Genomic DNA, 14,733 nt, shown 5'->3' with positions numbered 1-14,733 from the left:
TCACCATCGCGGATAATCAGCGACATGATTTTGGCGAAGGAAACCCTTCGCCTCGGTCCATTCGACATCGGGCGACAGTAAGCCCGCCGTTCTCTTCGGAATACCCTTCATAGGTCCTCCGGATCATTTCGCGATTGCCGGTCATCTCAGCCCCACTGCATTTCGCCGGTGGCGACCTTGGCGCCGATGTCGAGCGCGACGCCCATGCCAAGGTCCGGGAAGCGCGCTTCCATCGCGGCCTTGAGCGCTGTGGAATCCTTGGCCGCGTCCAGCGCTTCCTCAAAGGCGAGGAGATAGGATTTTGTGTATTCGATCGCGGTCAGACCGAGGGCGGCGTCGCTCTCCATATGCCCGGGCACGACGATCGCCGGATTGCGGGCGGCGATCGCATCAAGGTTCCTGATCCAGACAGCGCGCTGTTCCTTGGCCTGAGTGTCGGCGGTCCAGACATGGACGCCCGAGAAGATCAGCACGCCGCCGAACACGGCCTGCAGCGACGGCACCCAGAGGTAGCGGCGATTGGCGAGGCCTTCAGCCGCCACGATCTCAACGGTCTCGCCATCGACCGACAGGTCGGGGCCGTCAAACGCTTCCGGAAAGACAATGTCGTCGAGCGTTTGAGGGCCGTTTTCCTTAAGCTGCGGGGCCCAGGCGGCGAGCTTCTTTTCGACATTGCCCTTGATCGCGGCGATTGTCTCCGATGCGGCGATAACCCTGGCATCCGGAAAGGCCTCGCGCACCGGTTTTATGCTGAAATAATAATCGGGGTCCGACTGGCTGATGTAGATGGTCGTCAGCACCTTGCCGGTAGCCTTGATCGCATCGGCCAGCGCTTTGCCATCGGGATAGGTGAAACCGCCATCGATCAGCAGCGCTTCACTCGGGCCGGTCAGCAGCACCGGCGCGCGGAAGAAGCCATTCTGGCCGGCGGGGAAATGTTGCCAGGTCAGAGCGGTTTGAGGTGCGGTGGTCATCGAATGTCTCCTTTGCGGCGGTGGCGTTCAGGCTGGGTCACGCCGCCTGCAATTGCTGAGCCAAAGCATCGAGGTCGCCGAACAGGATGTTGCCCGGCACCGGGCGGCGGCCACGCGCATCCTCAAGGATCAAGGCCGGCACGCCCTGCAGGCCGAACTGCGCCATATCGGCGCGAGCCGCGTCGATGCGGTCGCGATAGGCGGCAAGCAGTTCGGCATCGGGCGCAAGGACAAGGCGGGCCGCGTCGGCAAAGCCTGCACCGGCCAGCGTATCGGCCACCACGGTAAGATCGGCATTGTTGCGGCCATCCACATAGCGGGCGTGTTGCAGCAGCTTCAGGGCCTCGATCTCGCGATCAGGCGCGGTCTGGGCGACGGCCACCACGCCCAGGGTGGCGGGCGCGGAGTCAAACAGGCCATTGACCGCGCCCAGCACCTGGGTGCGATAGGCGTCGGAAAATACCTGTCCGGTGAGGCGCGCGATGCGCTGGTCATTCTGCCAGGCATAGGCGGCGAAGGAGGCGTCCATAGGGCGGGCGTTTTCCCCGGCAAACAGGCCGGTGGGTGCAAGCTGCAAGGTGACGCCGTCGAGGCGCGAAAGCCGTTCCAACGCCGGGGCGGCACCATAGCACCAGCCGCAAAGAGGATCGAAGAGATAAGTGATTCGCATGGTTGAAACCTCGAGTTCGTCTGGATGCTGGATAGCGCCAGGGAACAGGTGGATAAATCGGCCCAAACATGACATTCTGTATGCTATTGGCTTACAATTGATGGAGGCACGGTGGAGGCCGTCAATCTCAACAGGCTCGCCTATTTCGCGGCGGTGGTCGATACCGGATCGTTCACCCGCGCGGCCGAGCGGCTGGGCATCACCAAGACCGTTGTCAGCCAGCAGGTCGCCAAACTGGAGGATGAGCTCAAGACCGCTCTGCTCATGCGCACGACGCGGCGGGTCGAACCGACCGAGGCGGGGCGGCTTCTCCATGCCCGCAGCACCTTCATCTTGCGCGAGGCCGAAGATGCGATCGGCGAAGTCACCCGCGCCAATGTCGAGCCCGGCGGGGTCCTGCGCGTCGCAGCGCCAAACGATTACGGCACCTCGCGGATCGCGCCGCTCGCCGCCGCCTTTTCGCGGCGCTATCCGGCCTGCCGGGTAGAACTGGTCCTGTCCGACGCGCGGATCGACCCGGTTGCCAACCAGATCGATCTGTCGATCCGGGTCGGCTGGCTGGATGATTCCAGCCTGCATGCACGGCGCGTGGGGGGCTTCCGCCAGCTTCTGGTCACGGCCCCGCAATTTGCCGAAACAATGGATATTCACGACCCCGATCAGGTTTCGCACGCACCCTTCGTTGCCAACGCGGCGCTCAAGGAGCCACTGATCTGGCATTTCAACAAGGGCGATTTCGAACGCCGCACGATACGCATGCGCCAGGTGCTGTCGATCAACACCACGCCCGCAGTGCTCGCGGCCACGCTGGCGGGGGGCGGCCTGTCGGTACTGCCGGACTATCTGGTGGCGGACCTCCTCAGTGAAAAGCGGCTGATCGCCGTTCTGCCGGAATGGTCGTTGCCGATCGGCGGCGTTCACGTCGTTTACCCGACCGCGAAATTCCGTCCGTCGAAAGTCTCATCCTTCGTAAAGATGCTGATGGCAGCCGAATCCGGTCAGACGAACAACGAAATCACAATATCTCCCCTGTCCCATGGGCGATCAGGAACAGGTTGATCGCCACGGCTCCAAACCGTCGTCCCACCGGGCCTTCCGTTCATACGAAAGGCTCGGTTCCCTTTGCCAACTCTCCCTTCAGCGCGCTGCTTGATAATGGCCAGAATATTGCTCTGAATGTCGCCCAGCAGGATTTCCCCCCAAAGCTGCGCGTATGGATTGACGTGGGTCTTGGCGATGTAATTGGTACGCAAGGTCAGCAGCGTCCTGTCCGCATCCAAAGGGGTCAGCGTGTAGTCGCCCGTATCGATCTTCAGGAATGGCCCATCAGGTGCGATATGCCGGTCGGTATAATCCTGAAGCGAGCTGTTGGTGAAGGCAAAGGCCCAGCCAAGCCGCCGCCCCGGCTGCCATTGGGTAATCCTCTCCTCGAAGTTGATATGATCGCCCCAATAGGCGGTGCGGATGGCGCCCACGCCCTGGCCCTGCAATGTGGTTGCGCGCGGGCGGGGCAGGCGCAGAATGTTTTGCGTGAAATTCCATTGCCCTTCGTCGGGGCCAATATGGGCGTTGGCCACCGCATAGGGCCAGATTTGCTCGGGCGTTGCCCCAATCACGATGGAGCGGGTGAGCGTGACAGGCTTGTCGATGACAGGGATCTGGCTTTCCATCCCCCCGCACAGCAAAGGCAGAAAGAGCAGCGAGGCCCGAAACCGCGCAGGATCATCCCTCCCCTTGCGCCAGCGCCGCAGGATGTAAACACCAAGCCAGCCAAAGCTCAGCCAGATCGGCGCCAGCATGACGAGGCAAATCACGCCTTCACGCAAAAATACCGCCGATCCCAGACAGACAAGGGCGCCAAAGACGGGCGGCACGGAGAGGTAAAAAGAGCGCGGCCTTTCAAGCCCAGGATCAGCGACATAGCAGATCAAGGCGCACAGATAGGCAGGCAGAATGGCCAGAAACCACAGGCTGGCAAAACCCACGCTACCCGCCTTGGCGGCATTGATGAGGATATAGGCACTGAGCGCGATGGCCAGTGCCAGCGTAAACCCGGCAAGAATACGCCCGCGATTGGGTGGAGTCTGAGTCATAGTGCAAACTCCGGCTTGGCGACCATCAGCCAGAAGATGGCGATGACGCCGATAAAGGCAGGCCAGCCCAGCGCAAACCACCACCGGGCCAAGCGATGGTAGCAAGCGGGGAGAGTACCCCCGTCAGGCGTGGCCTCGGCGATGCGCCGCATGGCGATCTGGATCGCGACCACCGGCAGCCAGCAGGCACCCACCAGAATGTAGAGCGCGATGGCGGCCATCAACCAAGGCGTCGTCAGCGCAAAACCGGCCAGATGTGCCAACCACACACCCGTCACCGGCTGCACAAGGACGGCGGGCGCGGTGAACAGCCAGTCGGCCAGTTCGACATTGCGGTTGACCACCCGCCGCGCCGCCAGCACGCCCGAACGATTGGCCATCCAGCCATGAAACGCTGTGCCGAGGCCGGTGCCGAACAGCAGGGTGGAACTGAGGATATGGACGGTTTTCAGGAGCAGATAATCAGCCATGGGGCTTCTCCATCGCATGGACGGCCAGAGACAGGCCTAGGACGGCGAGGTTCTTGACCAGGGCGCCAAAGGGATCGGCCCAGAGTTCGGGCGCGATGACGGTGAGGATCAGGCTATACACGCCCATCAATGCCACGCCCGCCAGTGCCGCCCCGCGCCGACGCAGGATCAAAGCGAGGCTCACCGCCATATCCGCCAGCGATCCAGCCCAGACGGTGCCGATGGCTGCCGCGCCCGTCAGACCAAGGCGGGCCAGCAGGTGGGTATTGCTCGCCATCGGGGTAAGCAACAGAGGCACCAGACCACCGGCCAGCCAGACCGCTGCCAATAGGCCACGCAGCAAAGGCTCCATCGGCAGCAGGCGTGCGGCCAGCACATCGCCCTGCGTTGCCGGATGGTTGGCGAGGAATTGCGGAACGGTCTGCGGCACGAAGCCCAGCGCCACGACCAATGGCTCAACCGCTGCGACATTGCCTGCCTCCAGCATTGTCAGGCTGTCGCGCATCATCGGTCCGATACCCAGCAAGGCAACCGCGCGCAGCATCCAGCGCGGCACCGGCAGGCTGTTCGCCGTACGAAGGCCCAGCCAGCGCCGCAGCATAATCATCAGATCCATAATCCGCATCCTATCCGGCCCCACCGCATTCACCACCAAGCCCATCGGCAAGGGCCGCTGCAAAAGGCGCCAGATCACCTCCACCAGATCGTCGATGGCGATTGGCTGCACCATGCCGCCGCCAATGTCAGGCATCAGCGGCAGAGCTGCTAGGGCGCTGAACAGCCCGGTGCTGCCCCCGCCGCGCCCCACCACCAGCGAGGGGCGGACAATGGCCCAGCCCAGTCCAAGCGTTGTCAGATACTCATCCGCCGCGCGTTTGCTGCGGTGATAGGCGGTGATGCCGTCGGCGGCGCCCAGCGAGGAGATTTGGAGCACCCGCGCCACCCCGGCCTGCACCGCGCCATCGAACAGGGCAATGGGGCCGCTGGTATGGACGCCATCATAATCCGCCCGTGCGGCCAAGACGCCCGCACAGTTCACCAGCGCATCATAGTTGCGCAACCGCTCGGTCCAGACGACGGCATCGTCGCAGGCAAGATCACAGACAATGTCCGCACCGCATCTTCCTGCAACCGTCACGCTGTATCCCTCGGCCCGCAGCCGCCCGGCAAGATGGCCGCCGATAAAGCCGCCGCCCACGATCATTACGCGCATCGCGGCCTCCTCAGTCAATTTGGGGCTGCGGCACTCGGCGCCACACGGCCAGCCCTATGCCGGCCATCGCCATCAGGATGCCCGTCAGAGTAGCCGCCACTGTGCCCTGGATCAGCTCGGTGGGATCGGTGGCAATCCGCGCCATCGATACAAACAGCAGCGGCAGCGGCAGCGCCATCATCATCACCATCGACCACACCGTCCAGAAAGAGGAGCGCTCCTCGGTTCCGCACAATTCGGACAGAAGGATCGACAGCGGGCGTCGCAGCACAAAGGCCGCCAGCCCGGCCAGCACCAGTGTGACGGCATAAGTGAGCAGCAAGGCGGCAATCGGGATCAACATGGGTTAGCTCCTTTCACGCGGGGCGGTCGGGATGACCGCGCATCCCCTGCATCGCAACTGGCATGCCAATTGCGATGATCTTCGGAAAACCGGGGTTCTTGGCCGCAAAGTCACCCTCCGAATGTTAACGACGTGAACGGAAACGCCTGCTATGCTGTCAACGATGGATACAGCTCTGGGCATCATGGCCTATATCGGCGCGCTGGGCCTGACCGCGCTGGCCAGCTTTTTGCTGGCGGGCTTTGTCGCAGCCAGAGCGCGAGGTCTGCCGGGGGCATGGACGCTGGCGGTCTTCCTGTGCGGTGTGGCGCTATGGAGTCTGGCCATGGCCGCCCCTGCGATGCTGGGCGTTGGGGCCGCGCCTTTTACGCTATTGGTGATCGCTCTCTCGCCTTTGCCGGCGGCGGCCTTTGTCCATCTGGTCTTCACCTTTGCGCTGTGCGGCGCTCTGCGTCCCGTGGCCTGGGCCAGCTATGGCGTGGCGGGCGCGGCGGTTGTTGCGGGCCTGACGCTTGGCGTGGGGCGAATTGCTCCCTGGCACGGTTTTGCGGGGGCCTTCGTGCCCTCGCTGACGGGATGGGGCGTATTGGGGGTGACAGCGGCGTTGTCGGTGGTGGGGCATCTCCGTCTGTTCCAGACATGGCGGCAGCAAAGCGGATTGCACCGCGACCAGGCGGGCGCAGTGTTCGTCTCCAGCGGCATCGGCCTGCTCGCGCTCACCGGCTTTGCCTTTCCGGCGCTGGGGATCGATGCCTATCCCTGGCCGGTGCTGGCGCTGCCGCTTTATTCGGTGGCGCTGGTCTATGCCGTGCTGCGCCATCGTTTCATGGCGGCGGATGTGTGGGCACGGCGAGGTCTGGTGTGGATCCTGCTGCTGGCGGGTGCGGGAGGCGCAGCCGCGCTGATCGCCACTTTGCCTTTGGCCTTGGCGGGGCGGCCAGAGGGCTTTTTGGCAACATGGGCCGCGCTGGCGGGAGCGATGGCGCTGGGCCTCGTCGTGATGGCTCCCTTGAAGCGGCTGACCGACCGGCTGGTCTTCCCCGGCGAACGGCTGGATGTGGAACCTTGGCGCGATGCTCTCGCCCAGGCAGAGGACGAGCAGGCTTTGGCCGATCTCGCCAATGCTATGCTGCGTCGGCATCTGGGTCTGGACGCCGAAGCGCCGGGCTTGATAATCACCGGTGAGGCCGTAACGCTGACGGGCTGGGACGATGCGCCCGCAGCTTTGCATCGCACCGCTGCACGTGTCGCCGGACTGGTGGAAGAGGCCGCCCGCCGCCTTGCCGCGGCCCGCCGCATGGTGGAGGCCGAACGCGAGGCAAGACTGGCCGAATTGGGCGCGCTGGCCGCGACGATCGCGCATGATCTGCGCAACCCTTTGGGCATTGTACAGATGGCGGCCACCGGCGCTCCCGCCGACGTGCGTGTCGAAATTGGTGAGCAGGTCGGGCGCATGAACGCGCTGGTCACCGACATTCTGGATTATACGCGGGCATGGACGGTGGCGCCGCGCACCATGGAGTTGGCCCCCTTCCTGACCGGATTTGGCGTGCCGGTGGAGGCGTCCGGAGAGTTGGTGCTGCACGCCGATCCTGCGGCTCTGCGCCGTGCGCTGGCCAATCTGGTGGACAATGCCAAGGCCATGGGCGGCGATTGCATGATCCTTGCCGAGGGCAACAGCATCGATGTGTGCGACAATGGCCCCGGCATCGCGCCCGAAATCGCCGAGAGCCTGTTCAAGCCCTTCGTTTCACGCCGCGCGGGCGGCACGGGGCTGGGATTGGCCATCGCGGCCCGCATCATGGACGCGCATGGCGGCACTGTCACGCTGGCCCGACGCGAGGGCTGGACCACTTGTTTCCGCCTGACATTCAAGGATAGCCCATGATCCTGCTGGCCGATGATGAACCCGCCTTTCAGCGCCTGACCGCAGGCTGGTTGCGTGCGCAGGGGCATGAGGTAATCACCGTGGGCGATGGCGATGGCGCGCGCGACGCCTTTTCCCGGCACCGGCCCGATGTGGTCCTGCTCGATCTGGCCATGCCGCCGCATCTCGATCCGCAAGGTGGCATTGCGCTGATCCCCGCCTTTGCCCCTGCGCCGGTAGTGGTGATGACAGGCCATGCCGATCAAGCTTTGGCAATGCAGGCGATTGAGGCCGGGGCGTGGGATTTTCTCGCCAAGCCGGTCGATCCTGATCTGCTGAAAGTGGTGGTGGCCCGGGCGGTGGAGCGGGCAAGACTGGCGCAGGAAATTGCCACCTTGCGCGCGCGCGGCGAGGCGGGCGAAGATATGGGGCTGATCGGCCAGTCGCCTCCGATGGTTGCCTTGCGCGCGCTGATCCGCCGCGTGGCACCCACCAACCTGCCGGTGATGGTGCTGGGGCCGAGCGGGACAGGCAAGGAATTGGTGGCCCGCGCCATCCACAATGCCTCGCCCCGCGCCAAGGAACCGCTGGTGCCGGTGCATTGCGGGGCAGTGCCTGCTGACTTATTGGAAAGCGAATTGTTTGGCCATCTGAAGGGCAGCTTCACCGGCGCCCACGCTGACCGCGCAGGATTGGTAGAGGCGGCGCATGGCGGCACGCTGTTTCTCGACGAGATTGGCGAAATGCCGCCGGCGATGCAGGTCAAGCTGCTGCGGTTTCTGGCCGATGGCACCTATCAGCCGGTCGGAGCGCGGGACATCCGCAAGTCCGATGTGCGCATCGTGGCTGCCACGCATCGTGATCTGGCCGCAGCCGTGGCCGACGGGTCGTTCCGCGAGGATCTCTATTATCGACTCAAAGGCGTGGTGCTCACCACACCAAGACTGGACGAGCGCGGGGCGGACAAGGCATTGCTGGCGCAAATATTTCTGCGCCGCGCGGCGCCTGAAGCCCGCTTTGCCTCCGCCGCGTTGGAATGGATCGTCCAGCGTGCGTGGCCTGGCAATGTGCGTGAATTGCGTGCTGCGGTGGAATGCGCAGCGGCCCTGGCGCAAGGCACCGCGATCGGCGTCGATGATCTGGCCTTTGCCACTGGAGAAACCATACCCGTCACCTCGCCCCCCGCGAATTTAACGCTCGAAGAGGAAGTCGCAGCGTTGGAGCGACGTCGGATCGTCGAGGCGCTCGAACGCACTGGCCACAACCATACCCATACCGCCCGTAATCTTGGCCTTTCGCGTGTCGGATTGCTCAAGAAAATGGACCGGATGGGATTGCGGTAGAGCACAGCCATAGTCGACCTTCTCCGGCTGAAACACTTCCGACCGAAACCACCAGCCAGGCACCATCAAGTCGGCGGCAGATGCCGCGCCATGCGTACTTTGAGCAATTCCACCAGTTCCGTTTGCATGAAGGCATAGTCGTCCGGGATATCCAGGCAAATGATACGTTGTCCGCGCAGGGCCGCCCGGAACCGCCGTTGCAATTTGGCGCGATGCTGCTTTTCCATCACCACGATAGTGTCGGCCCATGACACCAGTTCTGCGGTCAGCGGGTTTTCGGCATCATGGTTGGTGCCGGCTGAGGACACCTCAAGGCCGGGATAGTCGGTGAACACCTGCTCGGCCGTTGGGCTGCGTAGGCGGTTCTGGCTGCAAATGAACAGGATGGCTTTCAAGTAATGCCTTTGACAAAAATTCTCGGCCGATTTTGGACGACATGCAGGAAAGGTTGATCTGAATTATCTGCCCATTTAGCCAATATCGGCCTGTTCTTAAAGCACGGCAAGCGAAGATCATGCGCGCAGCATTCGCCCGCAACCAAAATCACTTCTTATTTCCCTGTTTTCATGAACAGACTGCATGGGCAATTCTTTCACGGGCAACGTCTCTCGCCTGATTGCCTTTCGTGACCCTTGTCCCGCTGACTTTTCCAAACAATTTGCCCTCGCCGCCCCTCTCTTTTGGGACGGTTCATCATGCGCGATGACATGTTCAAGGTGATTGTCGAACGCCCCCGCTCGGGCGCCGGCTACGCCGCGTCTCCCGAACTGAAATGGATGCCTGACGCCGACACGAAACATATCGGGCTCACCGGCGGCAGAGGAGGCGCGCAGTGAACGTCTCTCTGATTGCAAGCGGTCCCCATAACCCAGCCACAGCGTTGTGTATTCGCAAAGAAAGCTTCACGTCAGGTGGCAAGAACTGCAGAGTTGTTCCGTGGGTGGGGCGTTACAGCCCGGAAATGGGATGCGCAGGATATCATGATCATCACAGGTTTTGCTTCAATCATCCAAAGCTCAAGGATCGAGCCTCGTGGGAGGCAGATGCGATTCATCGCTGCGGCGGCACACATTCCCTGTCAGGCTTGTGCAATGCACCAAATGCTGCCATAAATGTCGCGGGTGTTTTCATTCGCATGCGAATGAGCAGGTTGGTACACCGGTCGGGCCGCCGGTGAGGAAAACCATACTTGGAGACTTGCGCCTATGGCTCGCCCCCATGGCCTGATCCGCCCGTGGCTTGCCCATGTGGATGCAGACATTGACCACCCCGTCGTTGTACATCGCGTTCTTAATGAAAGCGGATGGAGTCCGCGCTTTATCTCCAAGGTCATCATGGCATTGGGCCTTGCCGAACTCGGCTTGCCTCAATCATCGCCGCCGATGGGGATCGAGGCGATGCCAATCTCGCCTTTATCAGGTCCGATCATCGGGTTGGGCGTTAGGCTGGCACTCTTTGGTTTGACCGGTTGGCCAGCTTTCTCAGCAGCGCCCCCTTTCGCACTGCGAATTGAATGCATGTCGAAGGGTTACCTTGCGGCCAAATCAGACATAATCCGCGCTGACAGAGGATCACACCAAGCCGGCTTCATGCAACTGGCCCCGCTCGGACCCAAAACGGTGGCGAAGGGGGCATAGCATCATGCATGGAATGGACAGTCTGGCCCTTGGCCTTTTGCTGCTGACGGCTTGTTTGGTGGCTATTATCAGCCGCCGTTTCGGCCTGCCTTATGCCATCGGCCTTGTCGCGGCTGGCATAGGGCTCAGCATTTCTGATTACAAAAGCGGCATCACCCTGACCCCCGAACTCGTGTTCAGTGTGCTGTTGCCTCCGCTGGTGTTTGAGGCCGCGCTGCATCTGGGCTGGAAGCAGTTCCGGCGAGAAGGCGCGCTGGTGCTCAGTCTTGCCTTTGGTGGAACAATGCTCTCGGCCGGAGTGGTGGCGGGCGGCATGCATTGGCTCGCAGGCTGGGGCTGGCCTGCCGCGCTGTTGTTTGGAGCACTGATCGCAGCCACTGACCCGGTCTCGGTCATCGCCATGATGAAGGAGCAGAAGGCGAACAAGCGGCTGCGCTTTTTGATGGAGGCCGAGAGCCTGATCAACGATGGCGCTGCTGCGGTGCTCTTTGCGCTGGTGGCCGCATGGATCGCAGGAACGGCCACCGGGCCGGGCGGTATCGCGCTGACCCTGATCACAACTGTGGGCGGAGGCGTCGTGCTGGGGCTGGCTGTGGCGGCGGCGTTGATGATGATCGCGGGGCGTTCCGAAGATCATCTGGTAGAAATCACGCTCACCATGCTGGCCGCCTATGGTTCGTTTCTGTTGGCCGAGGAACTGCATGCTTCGGGGGTCCTGGCCACCTTGTCGGCCGGCATGCTGGTGGGCAATTGGGGCAAGGATCGAACGCTGAGCAAAACGGGCGGAGAGGCCGTCATCAGGTTTTGGGAATTCGCCGCCTTTCTTGCCAATTCGGTGGTCTTTCTGCTGATCGGCAGTCGTGAAGCCACCCAACCCATCGCGAGTTTCTGGTTTCCGGCACTGGTCGGCACCGTCGCGGTATTGGCGGGCCGCGCTGTGGCCATCTATCCGATCACGTCCCTCTTCCGCAAAACCGTCATGGCCACTGATATGCTTACACGCCATATCCTGTTCTGGGGCGGGTTGCGCGGGGCTTTGGCTTTGGCTCTTGCCCTGGGGGCGCCCCGCAGCCTGCCCGAACATGATGCATTGGTCAGTGTTGCCTTTGCCGTGGTCGCCTTCTCGATCTTTGTGCAAGGGCTGACGATACCTCTTCTGCTTCGCAAAGCGAGCGGCCGCTGAGATCGAGCGATGTTTGTGATGTGCACACCGGCATCCTTCGCCTTCATACTAAAAATCGATGAGAGGATGAATTTTCCTGATGCGGCCCTGCCCTTCGACAGACATATTCGCAGCAATAAAAATAGCAGAAATTTTTACCTGTATTCCCGAACCAGCCGTGACGTTATAAGATTTAAAAAAGGTTCATCGGATGATTGATTTTCATCTTTTCCTGACAGTAGTTCAGCGCCATGATGGTCAATAATCTATGCTAGCGCCTTTTCTTACTCCGCCCTATCTGCCGTTTGCGATCGCATTTTTGGTGATGATCGGGATCGGCCTGATTGAGGCAATCGGCCTGGGTTTTGGCAGCCTCGATCTGCATGGAGACGTTGCGCCAAGCGGCTCGGCGGGTCTGCTCGACTGGCTGGGCCTTGGCCGCGACATTCCGATTTTGATCTGGCTGACTTCGCTGCTGGCCTGCTTCACATTGACCGGGGTTGCGCTTCAGAACATCGCTGTGGCGGTGGTCGGGGGCCCACTGGCTTGGTGGCTGGCCTGTGGCATCGCCCTGTTGCTGGGCGGGCTGCTCAACACTCTGGCGGCCAATGGGCTTATGCGGATCATGCCCTCTTTCGAGACCACCGCCATTTCCACCGATGATCTGTTGGCGCGGCGCGGCGTCATATTGGAAGGCACAGCCCGTCGCGGAGCGCCTGCACGCGCCAAAGTGGTCGATCATTACGGACAGGCGCATTTCATCATGGTCGAGCCGCACAATGATAAGGATGAGATCACCTCGGGCCAAAGCGCGCTGATCGTGCGGCGCGAGGGCCCCATCTTCTTCGTGCTGCCCGACGAAAACACACAACTAAAACCAATTTGAACCAATGATTCCACGCCTCACTCTGGAGAAGGCATCATGCCGCAGTCACTCATTGAAATTCTGATCTATGCGGGGATCATCCTTGCAGCATTGGTCGTTATCGGTATCATTCTCACGCGCCTCTATCGCCGGGCGACCAAGGACATAGCGCTGATCCGAACCGGCTTTGGCGGTGAAAAGGTCGTACTCAACGGCGGCATCATGGTCATTCCCGTGCTGCATGAATTGATGCAGGTGCGTCTCACCACAGTGAAGCTGGAAGTATCGCGTCTCAACAAGGATGCGTTGATCACGCTCGACAAACTGCGTGTTGATGTGATCGGGCTGTTCCACATCAAGGTGAAGCCGGATGCCGGTTCCATTGCGGCCGCCGCGCAAACTCTGGGTGCCGCGGTCAACAGTCCTGAAGCTGTGAAATCGCTGCTCGACGGCAAGCTGGTGTCGGCGCTGCGTTCGGTTGCGGCGACGATGACGATGGAACATCTTCACGCCAACCGCGCCGATTTCATCCAAAAAGTCCAGGAAGCGCTGATGACGGATCTGGATATGAACGGTTTCCAACTGGAATCGGTGAGCATCACCCATTTCGACCAGACGGCTTTTGAGCATTTTAATGAAAACAATGCTTTCGATGCGGAAGGCCTGACAGTTCTCACGCGCACCATCGAAGAGCGCAAGAAGATCAGAAATGATATTGTCGCGACAAATCGGGTGGAGATTGAGCAGCGCAACCTTGAGGCCAACAACCAATCGCTGGAAATTGCACAAGCGGCCGAGCAGGCAAGGCTGACGCAAGAGCAGACGCTGGCTGCGCTCCGCGCCGAACAGGCAACCGCCATAGCAACAGCAGAGGCGGAACAGACCCGCTTGGCCGAGATCGCGCGTATCACCGCCAATCAGGCCAAGATCGTTGCGCAGACCGAAGCCGATAAAATCATCCAAAGCGCCAATATCGCCCGTGACGGGGCCATCCAGACCGCTACTATCGAGCGTGACCGCACCATCGAAATCGCGCGTATCACCACGGCGGTGCAGACAGCGCAAAAGTCGGAGGAAGAATCGACCGCGACGGCTGCTGCGAATGAGGCGCGCGCTCTTGCCGTCAGGGCCGAGGAAAGCGTTGCCACAGCCAAGGCGACCGAAATCGCCAATCGTAACAAGAATGTCGCGGTGATTGCAGCCACACAGCGCGCTCAGGAAGAAGCGGTGGGCATTACCGTTGCCGCCGAGGCGGAAAAGGAAGCGGCCGAGGCGCGCGCGATGGCTCTGCGTACGGAGGCAACCGCCGAGGCCGATGCCGAAAAGGCGCGCGCCGAGGGCCGTGCAGCCGCGTTCAAGGTCGATGCCGCAGGCCAAGCCTCACTTAACGAAGCCACCAACATTCTGAGCGAAGCCCAAACGGCCCTGCTGTTGCGCAAAGCGATGCTGGAGGCGCTTCCCGCTATTATCGCGGCCGCCAGCAAGCCCATGGAGAATATCGACAAAATAAGCATTGTCGATGCACGCGGGCTGCATGGCAACGGATCGGATACCGCGCAGAGCGAAAGCCATCCAAACCTTGCCGATGCCGCTGTGGCAGCTGCGATGCGTTATCGTGTGGGCGGACCGCTGATCGATGGCTTGATGGCGGAATTGGGTATGACTGGCGGAACACTGAACGGCATGTTGGCCGGTACAGGTGCAACTCCATCTCTGAGCGAAGCCGCCGCGAGTTCAGCAGCATCAAATCAGGCGTAAGAGCTATCACGGCGGGTCGATATCGGCCCGCCAGACGTTAGAGTTCAACGGATCTCCAAGCAGCCAAATGGTGACGGCGGCCGGTGAACGATACTCGTCGTTTTAGGCCCGCGATCGTTTGCTGACGCCGCCATTCCTGACGTTCGCGGGCCCTGAGAACGGGCGTTTCCCTCAGCACCCGGCATTCAAATTAAGCCATGCCGCAATATGAGTAATGGGGCGCCCCCCCCGGGCGCGCCGGGCCGCCAATGCACTGGCTACTTCGAAGCCTATGCCCGTATTGGCCCCGGTGACAATGAAGCATTTGCCTGACTGATCGGGCACATCGACCGTTGTAA

General features: G+C 61.7%; 15 protein-coding genes. 8 read left to right on the top strand and 7 right to left on the bottom strand.

From position 1 onward, the window contains the following. Positions 1–146 precede the first annotated feature (146 nt). Together BGP00_RS09215 and BGP00_RS09210 are read right to left on the bottom strand one after the other, a co-directional pair. Entirely contained in the window at positions 147–974 is an 828-nt protein-coding gene (locus BGP00_RS09215) for an MBL fold metallo-hydrolase (RefSeq protein WP_292690552.1), read from the bottom strand. A gap of 37 nt (positions 975–1,011) precedes the next feature. Continuing rightward, positions 1,012–1,644 (bottom strand): DsbA family protein, encoded by a 633-nt coding sequence (locus BGP00_RS09210; protein ID WP_292690550.1) that lies wholly within the window; start codon positions 1,642–1,644, stop codon positions 1,012–1,014. Between the two features lie 111 nt (positions 1,645–1,755). Between BGP00_RS09210 and BGP00_RS09205 the strand changes: the two genes are divergently transcribed. Beyond that, positions 1,756–2,703 (top strand): LysR family transcriptional regulator, encoded by a 948-nt coding sequence (locus tag BGP00_RS09205; protein WP_292690548.1) that lies wholly within the window; start codon positions 1,756–1,758, stop codon positions 2,701–2,703. Here the strand turns inward: BGP00_RS09205 and BGP00_RS09200 are convergent. Genes BGP00_RS09200 through BGP00_RS09185 form a run of 4 tightly spaced genes read right to left on the bottom strand, consistent with a single transcriptional unit; the run spans position 2,643 to position 5,763 of the window. Then, a complete protein-coding gene (locus BGP00_RS09200) occupies positions 2,643–3,737 on the bottom strand; it encodes a hypothetical protein (RefSeq protein WP_292690546.1) in 1,095 nt (364 codons plus the stop codon). The genes BGP00_RS09205 and BGP00_RS09200 overlap by 61 nt on opposite strands. Then, the gene (locus BGP00_RS09195) at positions 3,734–4,207 is read right to left on the bottom strand and encodes a DUF2269 domain-containing protein (RefSeq protein ID WP_292690544.1); all 474 of its coding nucleotides are present in this window, start codon (positions 4,205–4,207) and stop codon (positions 3,734–3,736) included. Before BGP00_RS09195 ends, BGP00_RS09200 begins: the two co-directional genes overlap by 4 nt. Further along, complete coding sequence (locus tag BGP00_RS09190) at positions 4,200–5,420, bottom strand: SDR family oxidoreductase (RefSeq protein WP_292690542.1); 1,221 nt, start codon at positions 5,418–5,420, stop codon at positions 4,200–4,202. The genes BGP00_RS09195 and BGP00_RS09190 overlap by 8 nt, the downstream gene beginning before the upstream one ends. A 10-nt stretch (positions 5,421–5,430) precedes the next feature. Next, entirely contained in the window at positions 5,431–5,763 is a 333-nt protein-coding gene (locus tag BGP00_RS09185) for a hypothetical protein (RefSeq protein ID WP_292690540.1), read from the bottom strand. A gap of 151 nt (positions 5,764–5,914) precedes the next feature. Between BGP00_RS09185 and BGP00_RS09180 the strand changes: the two genes are divergently transcribed. Beyond that, on the top strand, positions 5,915–7,651 hold the full coding sequence (locus tag BGP00_RS09180; protein WP_292690539.1) for a sensor histidine kinase: 1,737 nt from the start codon (positions 5,915–5,917) through the stop codon (positions 7,649–7,651). Further along, the gene (locus BGP00_RS09175; protein WP_292690538.1) at positions 7,648–8,973 is read left to right on the top strand and encodes a sigma-54 dependent transcriptional regulator; all 1,326 of its coding nucleotides are present in this window, start codon (positions 7,648–7,650) and stop codon (positions 8,971–8,973) included. Before BGP00_RS09180 ends, BGP00_RS09175 begins: the two co-directional genes overlap by 4 nt. Before the next feature lie 65 nt (positions 8,974–9,038). Here BGP00_RS09175 and BGP00_RS09170 read toward each other — a convergent pair whose 3' ends face one another. Then, on the bottom strand, positions 9,039–9,368 hold the full coding sequence (locus BGP00_RS09170; RefSeq protein ID WP_292690537.1) for a low molecular weight protein tyrosine phosphatase family protein: 330 nt from the start codon (positions 9,366–9,368) through the stop codon (positions 9,039–9,041). Positions 9,369–9,668: 300 nt separating this feature from the next. Between BGP00_RS09170 and BGP00_RS09165 the strand changes: the two genes are divergently transcribed. From BGP00_RS09165 to BGP00_RS09145, 5 genes are all read left to right on the top strand, one after another. Further along, positions 9,669–9,809 (top strand): hypothetical protein, encoded by a 141-nt coding sequence (locus BGP00_RS09165; protein WP_292690536.1) that lies wholly within the window; start codon positions 9,669–9,671, stop codon positions 9,807–9,809. Positions 9,810–10,178: 369 nt separating this feature from the next. Beyond that, entirely contained in the window at positions 10,179–10,610 is a 432-nt protein-coding gene (locus BGP00_RS09160) for a hypothetical protein (RefSeq protein WP_292690535.1), read from the top strand. Between the two features lie 4 nt (positions 10,611–10,614). Beyond that, the gene (locus BGP00_RS09155) at positions 10,615–11,793 is read left to right on the top strand and encodes a sodium:proton antiporter (protein ID WP_292690534.1); all 1,179 of its coding nucleotides are present in this window, start codon (positions 10,615–10,617) and stop codon (positions 11,791–11,793) included. A 247-nt stretch (positions 11,794–12,040) separates the two neighbouring features. Further along, positions 12,041–12,658, top strand: a complete 618-nt coding sequence (locus tag BGP00_RS09150; protein WP_292690533.1) for an OB-fold-containig protein — start codon at positions 12,041–12,043, stop codon at positions 12,656–12,658. Between the two features lie 36 nt (positions 12,659–12,694). Next, entirely contained in the window at positions 12,695–14,395 is a 1,701-nt protein-coding gene (locus BGP00_RS09145; protein WP_168601892.1) for a flotillin domain-containing protein, read from the top strand. Positions 14,396–14,733 lie beyond the last annotated feature (338 nt).

The sequence above is a fragment of the Novosphingobium sp. 63-713 genome, from assembly GCF_001898925.1.
Lineage (GTDB): Bacteria > Pseudomonadota > Alphaproteobacteria > Sphingomonadales > Sphingomonadaceae > Novosphingobium.
This window is presented reverse-complemented; position numbering and strand designations above follow the sequence as displayed.

Bases quoted from the DNA above. Each gene is read 5' to 3' on its own strand.
- BGP00_RS09215 (WP_292690552.1), bottom strand. From the start codon at position 974: ATGACCACCGCACCTCAAACCGCTCTGACCTGGCAACATTTCCCCGCC.
- BGP00_RS09210 (WP_292690550.1), bottom strand. From the start codon at position 1,644: ATGCGAATCACTTATCTCTTCGATCCTCTTTGCGGCTGGTGCTATGGT.
- BGP00_RS09200 (WP_292690546.1), bottom strand. From the start codon at position 3,737: ATGACTCAGACTCCACCCAATCGCGGGCGTATTCTTGCCGGGTTTACG.
- BGP00_RS09195 (WP_292690544.1), bottom strand. From the start codon at position 4,207: ATGGCTGATTATCTGCTCCTGAAAACCGTCCATATCCTCAGTTCCACC.
- BGP00_RS09190 (WP_292690542.1), bottom strand. From the start codon at position 5,420: ATGCGCGTAATGATCGTGGGCGGCGGCTTTATCGGCGGCCATCTTGCC.
- BGP00_RS09185 (WP_292690540.1), bottom strand. From the start codon at position 5,763: ATGTTGATCCCGATTGCCGCCTTGCTGCTCACTTATGCCGTCACACTG.
- BGP00_RS09180 (WP_292690539.1), top strand. From the start codon at position 5,915: ATGCTGTCAACGATGGATACAGCTCTGGGCATCATGGCCTATATCGGC.
- BGP00_RS09175 (WP_292690538.1), top strand. From the start codon at position 7,648: ATGATCCTGCTGGCCGATGATGAACCCGCCTTTCAGCGCCTGACCGCA.
- BGP00_RS09165 (WP_292690536.1), top strand. From the start codon at position 9,669: ATGCGCGATGACATGTTCAAGGTGATTGTCGAACGCCCCCGCTCGGGC.
- BGP00_RS09160 (WP_292690535.1), top strand. From the start codon at position 10,179: ATGGCTCGCCCCCATGGCCTGATCCGCCCGTGGCTTGCCCATGTGGAT.
- BGP00_RS09155 (WP_292690534.1), top strand. From the start codon at position 10,615: ATGCATGGAATGGACAGTCTGGCCCTTGGCCTTTTGCTGCTGACGGCT.
- BGP00_RS09150 (WP_292690533.1), top strand. From the start codon at position 12,041: ATGCTAGCGCCTTTTCTTACTCCGCCCTATCTGCCGTTTGCGATCGCA.
- BGP00_RS09145 (WP_168601892.1), top strand. From the start codon at position 12,695: ATGCCGCAGTCACTCATTGAAATTCTGATCTATGCGGGGATCATCCTT.